This is a genomic window from Mesorhizobium sp. B2-7-2, assembly GCF_006440775.1.
Lineage (GTDB): Bacteria > Pseudomonadota > Alphaproteobacteria > Rhizobiales > Rhizobiaceae > Mesorhizobium.
In genome coordinates this window covers 43751-60390 of record NZ_VFTZ01000004.1, presented here as the reverse complement: position 1 = coordinate 60390, position 16640 = coordinate 43751, and the positions used below count along the sequence as shown (strand labels likewise).

Sequence of the window (16640 nt, the reverse complement as noted above, 5' to 3'; positions counted from 1 at the left end):
CGGCGGCGGGGGTTGATCCCGCCGCCGCGCAGGCGCAAGAAAAAATTGGCTTTTCGGTGCTTTACTGTCCGGGGACGGCACTATACGCCGACAGACAAACTGATCGAGACAGACGGGTGGGCATCTATCTCCCGATCGCGGAAATTTCCGTCAACGTCTTCGTGCTGCTCGCGATGGGCGCCGCGGTGGGTTTCCTGTCGGGCATGTTCGGGGTCGGCGGCGGCTTCCTGATCACGCCGCTTCTGATCTTCTACAACATCCCGCCGGCAATCGCCGTCGCCACCGGCGCGAACCAGGTCATCGCCTCCTCTTTCTCCGGCGCGCTTTCGCATTTCAAGCGCGGCACGCTCGACTTCAAGCTGGGCGGCGTGCTTTTGGCCGGCGGCATCGTCGGCTCGACGGCCGGTATCTTCGTCTTTGCGCTGTTGCGCCGGCTCGGCCAGCTGGACCTGTTCATCTCGCTGCTCTACGTCGTGCTGCTCGGCACGGTCGGCGGGCTGATGCTGGTCGAAAGCGTCAACGCGCTGCGCGCCAGCCGCAGCGGCGCCGCACCCGTGCTCAAGAAATCCGGGCAGCACAACTGGATCCACCGGCTGCCGTTCAAGATGCGCTTCCGCGCCTCGAAGCTGTTCGTCAGCGTCATCCCGGTGCTCGGGCTCGGCGCCGGGATCGGCTTCCTGTCGTCGATCATGGGCGTCGGCGGCGGCTTCATCATGGTGCCGGCGCTGATCTACCTGCTCAAGGTGCCGACCAATGTCGTCATCGGCACCTCGTTGTTCCAGATCATCTTCACCTCGGCCTATACGACGCTGGTGCATGCCACGACCAACCAGACGGTCGACGTGATCCTGGCCTTCCTGCTGATGGCCGGAGGCGTCGCCGGCGCGCAATACGGCGCCAAGGCCGGCCAGCGGTTGCGCGGCGAGCAGCTGCGCGCGCTTTTGGCGATGCTGGTGCTGGCCGTCGCCATACGCCTTGCCGTCGATCTCTTCGTGACGCCGCCCAATCTCTATTCGCTTACCGCCGCGGGCCTTAACTGATGGCGGCACGACGAGCATTTGCAGCCGTCTCGTTGTCGATGCTCTTTGCCCTTTCCCCGGCGACGGCGCAGACGCCGCCCGCCGAAAGCATCCAGATCGGCCTGTCGACCGACGCCATTTCCATCACGGCGGGCTTCTCCGGCGCCGACCTCACAATCTTCGGATCGCTGGAAAATCCCGACCCCCTGGTCGCACGCCAAGGACGCTACGACGTGATCGTCGTGCTCGAAGGGCCGCCGAGGCCGGTCGTGGTCCGGCGCAAGGACCGCGTGCTCGGCGTCTGGATCAATCTGGACTCCGAGACATTCGAGAACGTGCCGGTCTCTTATTCCGTCGCGACGACGCGGCCGCTGCAGGACATCGCCGAGCCCGCCAAATACAAGCAGCTCTCGCTTGGCGCGCAGAACCTCTATATGAAACCCGCCGACGAGACCGACAGCCCGGCAACCATCGAGGAATTCACGGCGGCACTTCGCGACCGCAAGGCGGCGACCGGCCTCTACAGCGAGAATGTCGGCGGCGTGCAGTTCCTGTCGCAGAACCTGTTTCGCGCCACCGTGCGGCTGGCACCCAATGTTCCGGTCGGCACGCACAAGGCACGCGCCTTCCTGTTCAAGAGCGGCATGTTCGTCAAGGAAAGCTCGGCCCAGCTCGAAATCCGCAAATCCGGCTTCGAGCAATCGGTCTTCCGCGTCGCGCATGACTATTCCTTCCTCTATGGCGTGTTCGCCATATCGCTCGCCATGCTGACCGGCTGGCTGGGCCGGCTCATCTTCCGCAAGGATTGATGCCCGCGAGAACAATGGGAAGACCCCATTTTCCCGTGAAACAGGGTTTCCCTTTTGCTGGTTTTGCGATACATCGCCGCCTCCCAGCCCTAGGGACAGCACACACATCTCGATTTTCGGCAGAGCGGTTTGGCTTTCCAGACAACGGCGCGTCTCGCGTCGTTGACAACCCCTGCCCCAAGGCAACGACAGGAGGCTGCGATGCGATCGGCATTCGGCGGCATCGATTTCGGCACGTCCAATTCCACCGTTGGCGTGATCCGCGACGGCCGGGCGCGACTGGTGGCGCTGGAAGGCGAGCAACCCACCCTGCCGAGCGCCGTGTTCTTCAACTTCGAGGACGGCTACACCTATTTCGGTCGCCGTGCGATCAGCGACTATACCGACAGCATCGAAGGGCGTCTGATGCGCTCGCTGAAGAGCGTTCTCGGCAGCTCGCTCGCCAACGAAAAGACGCGCATCAAGGCGCGCCAGATCGGCTTCATCGACATCGTCGGCCTGTTCATCGATCATCTCAAGAAACGGCTGGAACAAGATGCCGGCGGTCCGGTCGACAACGTCGTGCTGGGCCGGCCCGTGCAGTTCGTCGACGACGACGCGGCCGCCGATGCGAAGGCACAGGGCGAATTGGAAAAGGCAGCGCGCGCGCAAGGCTTCAAGCACATCGCCTTTCAGTTCGAGCCGATCGCGGCGGCGCTCGATTACGAGCAGAAGGTTTCCCGCGAGGAGCTGGCGCTGATCGTCGACATGGGCGGCGGCACCTCCGATTTCTCGATCGTACGAGTCTCGCCGGAGCGCGCCCGCTCGACCGACCGCAAGGCCGACATATTAGCCAACCGGGGTATCCATATCGGCGGCACCGATTTCGACCGGCTGCTCAGCATCACCCATGTCATGCCCGAGCTCGGCTATCTGACGCGGACCAAGGACCACAAGCGCAACCTGCCCGCGGCCTACTTTATCGACCTTGCGACCTGGCAACGCATCAACCTCGTCTACACGGCCAAGGCCATGAACGACCTGCGACAGATCCGCTACGAAGCCGAGCGAGCCGACCTCGTCGACCGCTTCATCCATGTCGTCGAGCATCGCTACGGCCATGCAATGGCGGGCCTTGTCGAAACGGCGAAGATCGCGCTGACCGACCACTCTTCGGCGGAGGTGAGCGTGTCGCTGCCCGGCGCGCGCTTCGCGGCCGAGATCACGCGCGCCGGCCTCGAGGAGACGATCGGCGGCGACATCGAACGAGTGGCGGCGACGGTCCAACAGACGATCGCCGACGCTGGTGTTGCCGCCTCGGCCATCACCGCCGTGTTCCTCACCGGCGGTTCGACCGCCATCCCGCTGGCGAAACGGCAGATCCTGGCGCTGGTGCCGCAGGCCGCCGTCATCGAAGGCGACATGTTCGGCTCGGTGGGCCTTGGGCTGGCGCTCGACGCGCAGCGGAAATATGCGTGAGCGTTTTGCCGCACGGTAGCTGTGGGGGTTGTCCATCGGGTGGCGACGGCATGCAGGGAGGTTGGCCGAAACGCCCGTGACGTCGTCATCCACGGGCGGAGCAAGGAGCGAAGCGACGCGGCGCAGACCCGAGGATCCTGTGATATCCGAGCGCTGCTACGGTGCAGAATTCTGCTCCGCTGCATTCCACGTCGAAGGTCACGGAATGGATCCTCGGGTCTACGCTCCGCTTCGCGTCGCTCCGCCCGTGGATGACGACGTTCGGAGGCCTCGGACAATCGCGAACGTTCGCGATGATCAGCATCCCAAGAATATAGTCCGGGTGCCGCTTGGGCTCAGCCGGCCTTTCCACCAAGATGCGCCTTCAGCGCCATCTGCGCGAGGCTCGCCTGGCGGTCGCGGTGGGTGATCATGGCGAAGTCGCGCTTCGGCAATTCGACCGGCACGGCCCTGAGGCTGCCCTCTGCCAGGGAGCGCGCGACCACCAGTTCCGAAATGATCGTCGCCCCCGCGCCAGCCTCGACGGCCTGGCGCACCGCCTCGTTGCTGGGCAGGACAAGGAATATCTGCAGCTCCGCCGGCGGGACCCCCTGGCTGAGCGCGAAATCCTCCAGCGCCTCGCGGGTGCCAGACCCGCCTTCCCGGATGATCCAGCGCAATGCCCTGATGTCGAGGTTTCCCGCCCGCGTCGTCGGAATTTCAGGATGCCCGCGCGCCACCACCAGCATCGGGCGATCCTCGTCGACCGTGGCGCGGCGCAGGATGTCGGACTCGGTGCGGCCCTCGACCAGGCCGAAATCGGCGCGGCCGTCCAGCACATTGGTCTCGACCTGCCGGGTGTTGCCGATCGTCACGCTAAGCTTCACGGCAGGATAGGCCTCATGGAAGGCAGCCAGGCGGCGCGGCAGCCAATAGCTGGCGATGGTCTGGCTGGCCGCGATCGACAGGCTGCCGGCGACGGTCTGCGAGACATCCTCCAGCACGCCGCGGGCGGCCGCGGCGCGATCCAGGACCGCCTTCGCCTCCGGCAGGAAGCGATGGCCGGTCTGGGCCAGCTCGATGTTGCGGCCGACCCGGTTGAACAGGCGCACACCGTGCTGGCTTTCGAGCGCGCGGATGGCGGCCGACGCCGCCGACTGCGAGATGCCGAGCCGCTCGGCGGCCTTGGTCATATGGCCGTGCTCGGCGACGGCGACGAAGATGCGCAACTGATCGAGGGTCATGGGCTAACTAAGAAGCAAAATCGATTGGAATTACAAGAGCTGCTTGTTAGACGCATCAATGGCTTTGTTCTAAGTTTTTATCGGAAGTTGGAAAAAATTAGCTGCATTTCCGCCAAGGGTTGAAATGATCGAGCGCTTCAAATCCTTGTTCGCGCATTGGAACCGTCGTCTGAAGCGGCAGCTCGCCGGCGAGCGCTATCACCCCGAACTCCATTATATGCGCGGCCCGGGTCCCAAGACGAAGGCCAAGACGGCGAGCGGCAAGAGCGTTCGCGGAGCATGAATCCCGGCGCGCCGCGCGGCACCAATTCCGCCCCTTCGCAGCGGCCGCTGGCCGACAGCCGAGCGCCTGACGAGGGCGACGGCGTCGAGACATCGCCAAGCGTCTCCGACCGCATCGCCAAGACCACCTGCTACATGTGCGCCTGCCGCTGCGGCATCGACGTCCACATCAAGGACGGCAAGGTCCGCTACATCAACGGCAACAAGGACCATCCGGTCAACCGGGGCGTGATCTGCGGCAAGGGCAGCGCCGGCATCATGCAGCATTACAGTCCGGCGCGGCTGAAGAAGCCGCTGCTGCGCACAGGTCCGCGCGGCTCCGGCGAGTTCCGCGAGATCGAGTGGGACGAAGCGCTGACCATCGCCACCGAACGACTGTCGGCGATCCGCCGCACCGATCCGAGGAAGCTTGCCTTCTTCACCGGGCGCGACCAGTCGCAATCGCTGACCGGCTGGTGGGCGTCGAAGTTCGGCACGCCCAATTTCGCCGCGCATGGCGGTTTCTGCTCCGTCAACATGGCGGCCGGCGGGCTCTACACGATCGGCGGCTCGTTCTGGGAGTTCGGCGAGCCAGACTGGGACAACACGAAATACTTCATGCTGTTCGGCGTCGCCGAGGACCACGATTCCAACCCGATCAAGATCGGTCTCGGCAAGCTCAAGGCGCGCGGCGCCAAGGTGGTTTCGATCAACCCCTGCCGCACCGGCTACAACGCGATCGCCGACGACTGGATCGGCATCCGGCCGGGCACGGACGGTCTGTTCGTGCTGGCGCTTGTCCATGAATTGCTCAAGGCCGGCCGCGTCGATCTCGACTATCTGCTACGCTACACCAACGCGCCGGTGCTGGTCGTGCAGGAATCGGGGACCGCCGACGACGGGCTGTTCGTGCGAGACGGCGACGGCAATCCGCTGGCTTGGGACCGTGTGGCCAAGCAACCGATCGACGCAACCGACCCCGAAGCAAAGCCGGCGTTGACCGGCAGCTATGAGATCGGCGGACAGCGCTGCGTGCCTGTCTTCCAGCTCATCGCCGAACGCTATCTTGACGAGACCTATTCGCCGGACGCGGTAGCTGAGCGCTGCGGTGTCGACGCCGACACGATCAGGCGCATCGCGGCGGAGCTGGCGCATGTCGCCTTTGAGCAGGCGATCGAGCTGCCGGTCGCCTGGACCGACTGGGCGGGCCGCCGGCACGAGACGATCAGGGGCCGTCCTGTCTCGATGCATGCCATGCGCGGTATTTCGGCCCATTCCAACGGCTTTCACACCTGCCGCGCCATCCATCTGCTGCAGGTTCTGCTGGGCACTGTCGATGTTCCAGGCGGTTTCCGTTTCAAGCCGCCCTACCCGCGCCCGGCGCCGCCGGAGCCGAAGCCATGCGGAAAAAACGTTCGGCCGATGACGCCGCTGGACGGCATGCCGCTCGGCTTCGTCTGCAGCCCGGACGATCTTCTCGTCGACGATGACGGGCGGCCTACCCGCATCGACAAAGCCTATTCCTGGGAAGCGCCCCTGGCCGCGCACGGGCTTATGCACTCGGTCATCCGCAACGCCTGGGCCGGCGATCCTTATCCGATCGACACGCTGATGATGTACATGTCGAACATGGCGTGGAACTCGTCGATGAATACGGTCGAGGCCATTCGTATGCTGACCGACAAGGACGAGGCGGGCGCCTACAAGATCCCGTTCATCATCTATTCCGACGCCTATTATTCCGAAACGGTGGCTTTCGCCGACCTGGTGCTGCCCGACACCACCTATCTCGAGCGGCACGACTGCATCAGCCTGCTCGACCGGCCGATCAGCCATGCCGACGGTCCGGGCGACGCCATCCGCCATCCCGTGGTGCAGCCGGACCGCGACGTGCGGCCGTTCCAGTCCGTGCTGATAGAGCTCGGCGCGCGGCTTGGCCTGCCGGGCTTCGTCGACGAAGACGGCTCAGCCAAATACCGCGACTATGCCGACTACATCGTCAACCACGAGCGCACGCCCGGCATCGGCCCTTTAGCCGGCTGGCGCGGCGAGAATGGCGGCTCGATCGGCAGGGGCGCCGCCAACCCCAACCAGCTGCAGCGCTACATCGACAATGGCGGCTTCTGGCACCACGCTTTTTCCGACGACCAGCGCTATTACAAAATGGGCAACCGCGCCTATCTCGATTTCGCGGTCGAGATGGGTTTCATTTCCAAGGCCGAGCCTATCGTCTTCCAGCTCTACTCGGAGCCGATGCAGCGGTTCAGGCTTGCCGGGCGCGGCCATGGCAAGGTGCAGCCGCCGGACGCCGAGCGCGGCCGCATCGAGGCCTATATGGACCCGCTGCCCTTCTGGTACGCGCCCTTCGAGGAGGACACCGTCGACCTGCAAAAATATCCGCTGCATGCGCTGACGCAGCGGCCGATGCACATGTACCATTCCTGGGGCTCGCAGAATGCGTGGCTGCGGCAGATCACCAGCCAGAACCGGCTGTTTGTGCATACGCAGACCGCCACCGGTCTTGGCCTTTCCGACGACGACTGGGTGTGGATCGAAAGCGTCAACGGAAGGGTGAAGGGCCAGATCAAGCTGATCGACGGCGTGAACCCGGACACGGTGTGGACCTGGAACGCGATCGGCAAGCGGCGCGGCAGCTGGGGCCTGAAGGACGATGCGGCGGAGAGCAATCGCGGCTTCCTGCTCAACCATATCGTCGGCGACCAGACTGCGACGAACGCCAACGGCAAGCGCTATTCGAATTCGGATCCGGTCACCGGCCAGGCGGCGTGGTTCGACGTTCGCGTGCGGATCATCAAATGCGCGCCTGAGGAAGCCGGCTTCACAGAGCCGCAATTCGAGCGTTTCGCCCAGCCGCCGCATTTCGAGCCTTCGCCTGACGTGCTTCGCTTCGGCGCCGCGTTTCGCATGAAGAGGGAAGCCGCCGAATGACCTGTCTTCCCGCTCGAACCGAGAAAAAACTCGGCCTCGTCATCGACCTCGACACTTGCGTCGGCTGCCAAGCCTGCGTGACCGCCTGCAAGGAGTGGAACACCGGCGGCCACATGGCGCCGCTGACCGATATCGATCCCTATGGCGGACATGTCGACGGCGTCTGGTTCAACCGGGTGCATAGTTACGAGCATACGACGGAGCTGGGCGGCCGCACGGTGAATTTCCCGCGCTCCTGCCTGCATTGCGAGCAGCCGGCCTGCGTCACCGTCTGCCCGACCGGCGCCTCCTACAAACGCGCCTCGGACGGCATCGTGCTGGTCGACGAGGACAAGTGCATCGGCTGCAAATTGTGCAGCTGGGCCTGTCCTTATGGCGCGCGCGAGCTCGACACCGATGTCGGCGTGATGAAGAAATGCACGCTGTGCGTCGACCGCATCTACAACGACAATCTGGCCGAGGAAGACCGCGTGCCGGCCTGCGTGGCGGCCTGCCCGACCAGCGCCCGGCATTTCGGCGATCTCGGCGATCCGGCCTCGGCGATCTCGCAGCTTGTCGAGGAGCGTGGCGGCGTCGCGCTGATGCCGGAGCTCGGCTACCAGCCGACCAACAGATATCTGCCGCCGCGCGCCCGCAGCCAACGCGCGGCGAAGGTGGACGCGCCGGCGCTGGAGCCGATCCGGGCCGAGGGCGGCTTCCTCGGCTGGATCGACCGCATGCTTTCGAACTGACCATGCATCCCGCTTTCTCGGTCGTCTTCTTCACCACTGCCACAGGCGCCGGCTACGGCCTGCTGGCACTGCTCGGCCTGCTTGGCGGATTTGGCGTGATCCCGGCCGATTTCTGGCTTGGCCTTGTCGGCATGGGGCTGGCGCTCGGCCTGATCGCGGCCGGCCTGTTGTCCTCCGCCGGCCATCTCGGCCGTCCCGAGCGCGCCTGGCGGGCCTTCTCGCAATGGCGCAGTTCGTGGCTGTCGCGCGAAGGCGTGGCCTCGGTCGCGACCTTCATCCCGGCCGGCCTGTTCGGCATCGGCTGGGTGTTTCTCGGCAAGAGCAGCGGCGGGGTGGCGGCCGCCGGCCTGCTGACGGCGGCAGGCGCGGTCATGACAATCTGCACGACCGGCATGATCTATGCTTCGTTGAAGCCGATCGCGCAGTGGCACAGCCGCTATACTTTGCCGGCCTATCTCATCTTCGCGGCGATGACCGGAAGCGTTCTCGCCAACGCCTTGCTCCAGGGGTTCAAGCTGGGTTCAACGGCGATGCCGATCTGGGCTCTGCTTGCCACGCTCGCCGGCTGGGGCTGGAAGCTTGCGACCTGGCGCTACAATGACCGGCTGGAGATCCCGACCACCGCCAACACTGCGACCGGGCTCGCAGGTGGCACAGTGCGGTCGATCGAGTGGCCGCACACGGAAGAAAACTATCTGCTGAAGGAAATGGGATTCCGCATCGCGCGCAAGCATAGCGCCAAGCTGCGGCGGATCACGCAGGCGCTGGCCTTTGCCGTGCCCTCCATCCTGCTGGCTGCCGTGTTCTTCCTGCCATGGCCGTTGGGCGCGGTCGCATCCGTGCTTGCAGCCGTCGCCCAGCTTACCGGCATGCTGGTCGAGCGCTGGCTGTTCTTCGCCGAGGCGAAGCATACGGTCACCCTCTATTATGGCAGGGAGTAAGCTTCAGCCCGGCCTGAGCATCGAGCCGGAAATGGCGAAGATGCGCTCGGCACCGAGCATGTAAGCCATCAGCGTTTCCAGGCGGAACAGGCCGGCATAGGCGCGGTCGAGAACGTTGAGCGAGCCGGTATAGGCGCCGAAGGCCGGCATGATCATGCGGCCGCCGTCGCCGGCAAAGCAGCGCCGCCGGACCGAGCGGCCGCGCTGGACGATGCGCGCGCAAGGGTGGAGATGGCCGGCGATCTCGCCTTCGACCCGCAGCTTCGACGGCTCGTGGCGGAAGAGCAGCGAGCCGATGGCGAGTTCCCGCACGGTCTCGCCCGGCAGGTCGGCTGGCGCATCCGGGTCGTGGTTGCCGGCGACCCAGAACCAGTCGCGGCCGGCCATCATCGCCTCCAGCCTTTCGCGGAAACTCAGATGCATGCGCTCGGCACCGCCGCCGTCGTGGAAGGAATCACCCAGGCTGACGACGATCCGCGGCTGGTAGTCGGCGATCACCGCCTGAAGCCGCAGCAACGTTGCGCCGGTATCGTAGGGCGGGATCAGCGCGCCGCGCCTGGCGAAGGATGAGCCTTTTTCGAGATGCAGGTCGGAGACCGCGAGCAGCCGCAGATCGGGGAAATAGAGCACGCCGCGCCGGTCGCAGACCGCGCGCTCGCAGGCGATGCCGACAGGGTCGGCCTCGGCGATCAGCGTTGCGCGCGACAGCGAAAAATTCATCCCCTCCTAGACCTTCTTTCAATCCATCATTTCGGGCCCCATGGCCTCTTCGACGAGGGTGGCGGCATCCATCAGCAGCGTTTCGTCCGCCTCGCCATTCACCGGCATTTTGCCGATTTCGAGCATGATCGGCACGGCGAGCGGCGATATCTGTTCGAGATTCTTATGCATGATTCGACCGCGGATGCGCGAGAGCATCTCGGCAAGCCTGCTGACATCGAGCAACCCGGTCGCGGCATCCGTGCGGGTAGCCTGCAGCAGAATATGGTCGGGTTCATGGCTGCGCAGCACGTCATAGATCAGGTCTGTCGAGACGGTCACCTGGCGGCCGCTTTTCTCTTTGCCGGGATGGCGTTTTTCGATCAGTCCGGAAATAAGCGCGCAGTTGCGGAAGGTGCGCTTTAGCAGCCAGCTGTCGGCAAACCAGGCTTCGAGGTCATCGCCCAGCATGTCCTGATCGAACAGCGTGGCCAGCGACGGTTTTCTGTTCTTGAACATCCAGCCCATGTCGGCCAGCGACCAGATGGCCAGCGCATAATCGGTGGCGACGAAGCCGACCGGCTTGGCTCCCGCCCGATCCAGCCGGCGGGTGAGCAGCATGCCGAGTGTCTGATGCGCAAGCCTACCCTCAAACGGATAGGCCACGAGGTAGTAGCGGTTGCCGCGTGGAAAAGTCTCGATCAGCAGATCATCGCGTTTCGGCAAAACGGACTTGTCCGCCTGAAATCTTAACCAGTCGGCGACCTGCTCAGGCAGTTTCTTCCAGCGTTGCGGGTCATCGAGCATGGCCCGCACCTGCTCGGCGAGATAGGTCGAAAGCGGGAATTTGCCGCCGCCATAATAGGGCACCTTCGCGTCGCTGCCGGGCGCGTTCGAGACGAAGCACTCGTTTTCGCGAATGCCTTCGAAGCGCAGGATCTTGCCACCGAACATGAAGGTGTCGCCGTGGGTCAAAGTCTCCAGGAATGCTTCCTCGATCTTTCCCAGCACCCTGCCGCCGCGCGAGGCCGCCCCTCTGCTGCCGGTCTGGACGTAACGCACATTGAGCGCCGGCACTTCGATGATGGTGCCGACATTGAGCCTGTATTGCTGGGCGACACCCGGATTTGAAACCCGCCACAAGCCTTCCTTGGTCTGCCGGACGCGGGCATAGCGCTCGTAATTTTTCAGCGCGTACCCGCCGGTGGCGACGAAGTCGATGACCCGGTCGAATGTCGGCCTGTCCAGGCTGGCATAAGGCGCAGCCGTCCTTACTTCATCGAACAGCGTGTCGGCATGGAACGGCGCCCCGCAGGCGCAGCCCAGCACATGCTGGGCCAGCACGTCGAACCCGCCATTGACCAGCGGCGGCGTGTCCTGGGCGCCGAGATAATTGGCATCCAGCGCCGCCCGGCATTCCAGCACCTCGAAGCGGTTCGCCGGGATCAGGATCGCTTTCGATGGCTCGTCCATGCGGTGGTTGGCGCGACCGATGCGCTGCGCCAGGCGGCTCGCTCCTTTCGGCGCACCAACATGCACAACCAGATCCACATCGCCCCAGTCGATGCCGAGGTCCAGCGTCGAGGTGGCGACGATGGCGCGCAACGCATTTTCGCCCATGGCCTTCTCGACGCGGCGGCGCTGGGCGACATCCAGCGAGCCGTGATGGAGCGCGATCGGCAAAGTGTCTTCATTGACGCGCCATAGCTCCTGGAACAGCAGCTCGGCCTGGCTGCGGGTGTTGACGAACAGCAGCGTGGTCTTGTGCCGCTTGATCTCGCGGTAGATCTCAGGCGTGGCGTAGCGGGCGGAGTGACCGGCCCAGGGCACCCGCTCTTCCGAGTCGAGGATCGATATCTCGGGCTTCGCGCCGCCCGTGACGACGATGAGCTCGGACATGGCGCCTGGAGAAGCCTGGCTCACCAGCCAGCGGCGCAACTCGTCGGGCTCGGCCACGGTCGCCGACAGGCCTATGGTCTGCAACCCGGGAACAAAAGCGCGCAAGCGCGCCAGGCCGAGCGCCAGAAGATGGCCGCGCTTCGAGGTGACCAGCGAATGGAGCTCGTCGAGCACGACATAACGCAGATCCTCGAAGAAGCGCTTGGCGTCGTTCGAAGCGATCAGCAAAGCGAGCTGTTCTGGCGTGGTTAGCAATATGTCGGGCGGCGCCAGTTTCTGCCGCTGGCGCTTGTGCGAAGGCGTGTCGCCGGTGCGCGTCTCGATGGTGACAGGTAAGCCGATCTCCTCGACCGGCTTGCCGAGATTGCGCTCGATGTCGACGGCCAACGCCTTGAGCGGCGAGATATAGAGTGTGTGGATGCCGCGGCGGGCTTCGCCCGGCTTTCGCTTCGGACGGTTGGCCAGCTCGGTCAGCGACGGCAGGAAGCCGGCCAGCGTCTTGCCGGCGCCGGTCGGCGCGATCAGCAGCACCGACTGGCCGCTTTGAGCCTTCGCCAGCAGCTCGAGCTGATGGACGCGCGGCGACCAGCCCTTCTCGCCGAACCATCTGACGAATGGCTCAGGCAGCAGGATGGCGGCATTCTGCTCGGCAAGGCGCGGCTGCTCGGTCACGCGCAAGACGTAGCGCGGCGGCAAGCAATCGCCAAGGAAAATCGGAACAAAAGGGGATCAGCGCGATTCTTCCTTCCCCCCTTGTGGGGGAAGGTGGATCGGCGTGCTAGCGCCGAGACGGATGAGGGGTGCTGGAAGAAATGAGACCTGACTAGATAGAGGTGCGAAAGACGCTTAGCTCTTCAACGTAGCGATCCGTCCAGCACCCCTCATCCGTCTCGGCGCTGCGCGCCGATCCACCTTCTCCCACAAGGGTGGAGAAGGGAGGCTGGCGCTACGGCCTCCGAAACCCCGTCGGACCGCCATAGAGATAACCGATGCGGTCGACCGCCTCTTTAAGGCCTTCGCGCGAGACCAGCATGGTGTGGCCATTGGCGTGGATCATGTCTCTTTCGTCGGTCATGATCGCGACATGGCCTTTCCAGAAGACGAGATCGCCGCGCCGGAGACCTGAATAGTCCGGACCCGGCTCCAACGGCGTGCCGATCGACGCCGCCTGCATGTCGGCGTCGCGCAGGACATCCTTGCCCGTCATGCGCATTGCCAACTGCACGAGGCCGGAACAATCGATGCCGAAGCCCGAGACCCCGCCCCAGAGATAAGGCGTGCCGAGGAAGCTCTCGGCGACCGTGACGTAGTCCTCCGCCAGTTCCGCGATCGGCCGCAGATGGCCGACGATGACCGCCTGGCCGGAGGGCAGCAGCGCATAATTCGTGCCGCGCGTTTCGGCCGAGCCGGTTACCGTCACTGTCGATCCCATCGACAGCTGTCCGCTGACCGGAAAGCGGAGATCCGGTGCGGGATAGAGGAAGGTGCGCGGCACGGAAACGATATGCGTGGGCGCATGTTCGCGCGCGCCAAGCAGATTGTCGGCCACATAGCCGACATAACCGTCGCGCTCGGCCTGCACCCAGGCCCAACCCTCGGCATCCTCAAAGACCAGCACGTCGTCGCCGAACAGCGCCTGCGTGTTAACGCCGGCGTCGGGACGCGGCGCCTTGCGCAGGTCGGCGACCGACGCCGTGATCCGCGCCGGGCGGCCGTTGACGAAGCGGTCGGCGGCGACCTCGCCCTTCAGCCTCGCATCGGCAAGGTCGGAGCGGAAGGCATGAAGGCGGGCATCTCTGGCGGTCAAATCGATAATCCAGTCAAATCAGCAGTGAACTCAGATGGGGGCAATGAGGTCAGATGGGCAGTTCGTGCGCCCTGGCGACGATACCATCGCCGAAGCGCTCGACAAAGAGCGCGCCTTCCACCGTGCGCCGGATCAGCACGTTGCGCTTGTCGAGCTCGTCGCGGTGGCGCGAGACCAGCTTCAGCGCGCCCATCGTGTCCAGCGCCCGGGTGATGACAGGCTTGGTGACGTTGAGCTTGGCGGCCAGCCCGCGCACCGTATGGGGCGGCGGATCGAGATAGATGGTGAACAGGATAGCCGTCTGGCGCATGGTGAGATCGGGCTCGCCGTCGCGCACCTGGGCCAGCATCACCTGCTGCCACAGTCGCAAGGCCTGGCTCGGGCGCATCGAGATCGACATCGTCCAAGCATGCCGGCAAATTGTTTCGGTTCCGTTTCAGTGACGATCTGCCGCTTGGTCTTCCGGCTCAGGCAAATCGCTGCGTAATTATCCGCTCCAGCGCACGAATGCCTTGGGCTTCGCCGCCGGTCAGGCCGTAGGGTCGGTCGGCCGGGTTCCAGGCGAAGATGTCGAAATGTGCCCAGCTGTCGGTCTTCTCGACGAAGCGCTTGAGGAAAAGCGCGGCGGTGATCGATCCGGCAAAGCCGTCCGTCGTCACATTGTTGATGTCGGCGATCTTCGAGGAAAGCTTTGCATCGTAAGGTCGCCACAAAGGCATGCGCCACAGTGGATCCTCGACCGCCACCGACGCCGCGGCCAGGTCGGCGGCAAGCGTCTCGTCGTTGGTGTAGAAAGGCGGCAGATCGGGCCCCAGCGCGACGCGGGCGGCTCCGGTCAGCGTCGCCATGTCGACCAGCAAAGCGGGCTGCTCCTCGTCGGCCAGCGCCAGCGCGTCGGCCAGGATCAGCCTGCCTTCGGCGTCCGTGTTGCCGATCTCGACCGTGATGCCCTTGCGGCTCCTGAGCACGTCGCCGGGCCGGAAGGCATTGCCGGCGATCGAATTCTCGACGGCGGGGATCAGCACGCGCAGCCGGACATTCAGTCTCGCCGCCATGATCATAGCGGCGAGACCCAGCACGTTGGCGGCGCCGCCCATGTCCTTCTTCATCAGAAGCATGCCCGACGACGGCTTGATGTCGAGGCCGCCGGTATCGAAGCAGACGCCCTTGCCGACCAGCGTCACCTTCGGCGCGTCGCCCGGTCCCCAGCTCATGTCGATCAGCCGCGGCGCGCCAGTGGAGGCCCGGCCGACGGCGTGGATCATCGGGAAATTCCGCATCAGGAGATCGTCACCATGGATCACCGAGATATCGGCGCCGTGGGCGGTCGCCAGTTTTCGGGCGGCTTCTTCCAATTCGACCGGACCGAGGTCGCTGGTCGGCGTGTTGACGAGGTCGCGTGTCAGGAACACGCTGTCGGCGACACGGCTGACATGCGCCGCGTCGGTGCCCTCCGGAAGCGCGAAGCGCAAAGTCTTGCCGGGCTTCTTGCCGTAACGAGTAAAGACATAGCCGCCGAGGACAAGCGCGAGCGCCGCGAGATCGGGTTGCGCCGGGCGCGATGCGAAATGCCAGTCGCCCTCCGGCAACGCCCTTGCGAGCGCGCCGAGGGCAAGAACGCTTTCGCCATCGCCTGTCCCGAACAGCGCGCCGGCAAGCCCGCCACCCTCGCCCGGCAGGACCAGCGTGCGCCCTGCCTCGCCGGAAAAACCGTTGGCTCTTGCCCAGGCGACGGCGGAGGGCGGCAGCGCCGCGGCTTCAAGGGCGTCCTTCGCCACCAGATAGACAGGCAAGGCGGCTTCCGGCTTCTGCTCAATGAGTTCGACAGGCATGCGATGATCTCCGGCCGAACAGTTCGAGTCGGCGCTTCTTAACGGTCCGTTAGGGTTAACAGAATATTTCTGCCGGAGGGAAGACGGCCAGCCAATGGCCGCACAGGAATGGAGACCGGGCGCCGATGCCGACCGAAGCGTTGAACCTTACAGCCAAGCGTCTGATCACCACGGCTTTCATGGCGGCGCTGGCGGCCAGCGTGGCGGGTTGCGGCAGCACCAGCAAGTTCACCACGGGCTCCATCTCCCGCCCCGACAGCAGGCCGCTGGAAACGATGTCGTCCGGCGAATTGCGTACCGCCACGTCCAGGCTCGGCCAGTCCTATGCCCGCAATCCGGGCGACAAGCGCGTCGCGATGAATTTCGCGGCGGCGCTGCAGATGGACGGCGATGCCGACCAGTCTTTGGCGGTGATGCGCAAGCTGGCGATCGCCTATCCCAAGGATCGCGAGGTGCTTGCAGCCTATGGCAAGGCGCTTGCCGCCAACGGCCAGTTCGAACCGGCCCTCGATGCCGTGCGGCGCGCGCAGACGCCCGAATATCCGGACTGGAAGCTGGTGTCGGCGGAAGCCGCCATTCTCGACCAGATGGGACAGAAAGACGAAGCGCGGCAAGACTATCGCAAGGCGCTGGAACTGAAGCCGAACGAGCCTTCGGTGCTGTCCAATCTCGGCATGTCCTATGTGCTCGAAGGCGACCTGCGCACGGCAGAAACCTATATGCGCTCCGCCGCGCAGCAGCCCGGCGCCGACAGCAGAGTGCGGCAGAACCTCGCTCTGGTCGTCGGCCTGCAGGGCCGCTTCGACGAAGCCGAGAAGATCGCCTCGCAGGAACTGTCGCCCGAACAGGCGCAGGCCAACGTCGCCTATCTGCGCCAGATGCTTGCCCAGCAGAACGCCTGGAGCCAATTGAAGGATCAGGACAAGGCCAAGGCGAAGATCGCCACGAACTGACCGCGGACGGCATTGCCAAATCGACCACCGTTCAAAAAAAGCCGCGCGGATCCCGCGCG

General features: G+C 64.8%; 14 protein-coding genes. 8 read left to right on the top strand and 6 right to left on the bottom strand.

Annotation, left to right across the window (positions count from 1 at the left end):
- The first annotated feature begins 116 nt into the window (after positions 1 to 116).
- The 3 genes from FJ425_RS07110 (at position 117) to FJ425_RS07100 (ending at position 3286) form a co-directional block, all read left to right on the top strand.
- Positions 117 to 1040 carry a sulfite exporter TauE/SafE family protein gene (locus FJ425_RS07110; protein ID WP_140629510.1) on the top strand — a complete coding sequence of 308 codons (924 nt, stop codon included), beginning with the start codon at positions 117 to 119 and terminating at the stop codon, positions 1038 to 1040.
- The gene (locus tag FJ425_RS07105) at positions 1040 to 1828 is read left to right on the top strand and encodes a TIGR02186 family protein (protein ID WP_140542036.1); all 789 of its coding nucleotides are present in this window, start codon (positions 1040 to 1042) and stop codon (positions 1826 to 1828) included. The genes FJ425_RS07110 and FJ425_RS07105 overlap by 1 nt, the downstream gene beginning before the upstream one ends.
- Positions 1829 to 2029: 201 nt before the next feature.
- On the top strand, positions 2030 to 3286 hold the full coding sequence (locus tag FJ425_RS07100; protein ID WP_140629508.1) for an Hsp70 family protein: 1257 nt from the start codon (positions 2030 to 2032) through the stop codon (positions 3284 to 3286).
- A gap of 335 nt (positions 3287 to 3621) precedes the next feature.
- Here the strand turns inward: FJ425_RS07100 and FJ425_RS07095 are convergent, their stop codons facing one another.
- Positions 3622 to 4509, bottom strand: a complete 888-nt coding sequence (locus FJ425_RS07095; protein ID WP_140629506.1) for a LysR family transcriptional regulator — start codon at positions 4507 to 4509, stop codon at positions 3622 to 3624.
- Between the two features lie 124 nt (positions 4510 to 4633).
- On the opposite strand from FJ425_RS07095, the gene FJ425_RS31495 reads away from it, so the two are divergent.
- Genes FJ425_RS31495 through FJ425_RS07080 form a run of 4 tightly spaced genes read left to right on the top strand, consistent with a single transcriptional unit; the run spans position 4634 to position 9391 of the window.
- Positions 4634 to 4792 carry a hypothetical protein gene (locus FJ425_RS31495; protein ID WP_181164860.1) on the top strand — a complete coding sequence of 53 codons (159 nt, stop codon included), beginning with the start codon at positions 4634 to 4636 and terminating at the stop codon, positions 4790 to 4792.
- The gene (locus FJ425_RS07090) at positions 4789 to 7719 is read left to right on the top strand and encodes a molybdopterin oxidoreductase family protein (protein ID WP_140629503.1); all 2931 of its coding nucleotides are present in this window, start codon (positions 4789 to 4791) and stop codon (positions 7717 to 7719) included. Before FJ425_RS31495 ends, FJ425_RS07090 begins: the two co-directional genes overlap by 4 nt.
- Positions 7716 to 8450: a 4Fe-4S dicluster domain-containing protein gene (locus FJ425_RS07085; RefSeq protein WP_140629501.1), complete on the top strand. Its 735-nt coding sequence runs from the start codon at positions 7716 to 7718 to the stop codon at positions 8448 to 8450. The genes FJ425_RS07090 and FJ425_RS07085 overlap by 4 nt, the downstream gene beginning before the upstream one ends.
- Positions 8451 to 8452: 2 nt before the next feature.
- On the top strand, positions 8453 to 9391 hold the full coding sequence (locus FJ425_RS07080) for a DmsC/YnfH family molybdoenzyme membrane anchor subunit (RefSeq protein WP_140629498.1): 939 nt from the start codon (positions 8453 to 8455) through the stop codon (positions 9389 to 9391).
- Between the two features lie 3 nt (positions 9392 to 9394).
- Here FJ425_RS07080 and pdeM read toward each other — a convergent pair whose 3' ends face one another.
- The 5 genes from pdeM to FJ425_RS07055 form a co-directional block, all read right to left on the bottom strand.
- The gene (gene pdeM, locus FJ425_RS07075; protein WP_140629495.1) at positions 9395 to 10111 is read right to left on the bottom strand and encodes a ligase-associated DNA damage response endonuclease PdeM; all 717 of its coding nucleotides are present in this window, start codon (positions 10109 to 10111) and stop codon (positions 9395 to 9397) included.
- A gap of 18 nt (positions 10112 to 10129) precedes the next feature.
- The gene (locus FJ425_RS07070) at positions 10130 to 12661 is read right to left on the bottom strand and encodes a ligase-associated DNA damage response DEXH box helicase (RefSeq protein WP_140629766.1); all 2532 of its coding nucleotides are present in this window, start codon (positions 12659 to 12661) and stop codon (positions 10130 to 10132) included.
- Between the two features lie 274 nt (positions 12662 to 12935).
- Entirely contained in the window at positions 12936 to 13796 is an 861-nt protein-coding gene (locus tag FJ425_RS07065; RefSeq protein ID WP_140629493.1) for an NlpC/P60 family protein, read from the bottom strand.
- Positions 13797 to 13845: 49 nt separating this feature from the next.
- Positions 13846 to 14196, bottom strand: a complete 351-nt coding sequence (locus FJ425_RS07060) for a MarR family winged helix-turn-helix transcriptional regulator (protein ID WP_040985896.1) — start codon at positions 14194 to 14196, stop codon at positions 13846 to 13848.
- Between the two features lie 67 nt (positions 14197 to 14263).
- Positions 14264 to 15628, bottom strand: coding sequence for a leucyl aminopeptidase family protein (locus tag FJ425_RS07055; RefSeq protein WP_140629490.1), 1365 nt, complete (start codon positions 15626 to 15628; stop codon positions 14264 to 14266).
- Positions 15629 to 15753: 125 nt separating this feature from the next.
- Between FJ425_RS07055 and FJ425_RS07050 the strand changes: the two genes are divergently transcribed.
- Positions 15754 to 16581 (top strand): tetratricopeptide repeat protein, encoded by an 828-nt coding sequence (locus FJ425_RS07050; RefSeq protein ID WP_140629488.1) that lies wholly within the window; start codon positions 15754 to 15756, stop codon positions 16579 to 16581.
- The last annotated feature ends 59 nt before the right edge of the window (positions 16582 to 16640 follow it).

Excerpts from the sequence above, each read along its gene's own strand:
- FJ425_RS07105 (WP_140542036.1), top strand. The coding sequence starts at position 1,040 with ATGGCGGCACGACGAGCATTTGCAGCCGTCTCGTTGTCGATGCTCTTT.
- FJ425_RS07100 (WP_140629508.1), top strand. The coding sequence starts at position 2,030 with ATGCGATCGGCATTCGGCGGCATCGATTTCGGCACGTCCAATTCCACC.
- FJ425_RS07095 (WP_140629506.1), bottom strand. The coding sequence starts at position 4,509 with ATGACCCTCGATCAGTTGCGCATCTTCGTCGCCGTCGCCGAGCACGGC.
- FJ425_RS31495 (WP_181164860.1), top strand. The coding sequence starts at position 4,634 with ATGATCGAGCGCTTCAAATCCTTGTTCGCGCATTGGAACCGTCGTCTG.
- FJ425_RS07090 (WP_140629503.1), top strand. The coding sequence starts at position 4,789 with ATGAATCCCGGCGCGCCGCGCGGCACCAATTCCGCCCCTTCGCAGCGG.
- FJ425_RS07085 (WP_140629501.1), top strand. The coding sequence starts at position 7,716 with ATGACCTGTCTTCCCGCTCGAACCGAGAAAAAACTCGGCCTCGTCATC.
- FJ425_RS07080 (WP_140629498.1), top strand. The coding sequence starts at position 8,453 with ATGCATCCCGCTTTCTCGGTCGTCTTCTTCACCACTGCCACAGGCGCC.
- pdeM (WP_140629495.1), bottom strand. The coding sequence starts at position 10,111 with ATGAATTTTTCGCTGTCGCGCGCAACGCTGATCGCCGAGGCCGACCCT.
- FJ425_RS07060 (WP_040985896.1), bottom strand. The coding sequence starts at position 14,196 with ATGTCGATCTCGATGCGCCCGAGCCAGGCCTTGCGACTGTGGCAGCAG.
- FJ425_RS07055 (WP_140629490.1), bottom strand. The coding sequence starts at position 15,628 with ATGCCTGTCGAACTCATTGAGCAGAAGCCGGAAGCCGCCTTGCCTGTC.
- FJ425_RS07050 (WP_140629488.1), top strand. The coding sequence starts at position 15,754 with ATGCCGACCGAAGCGTTGAACCTTACAGCCAAGCGTCTGATCACCACG.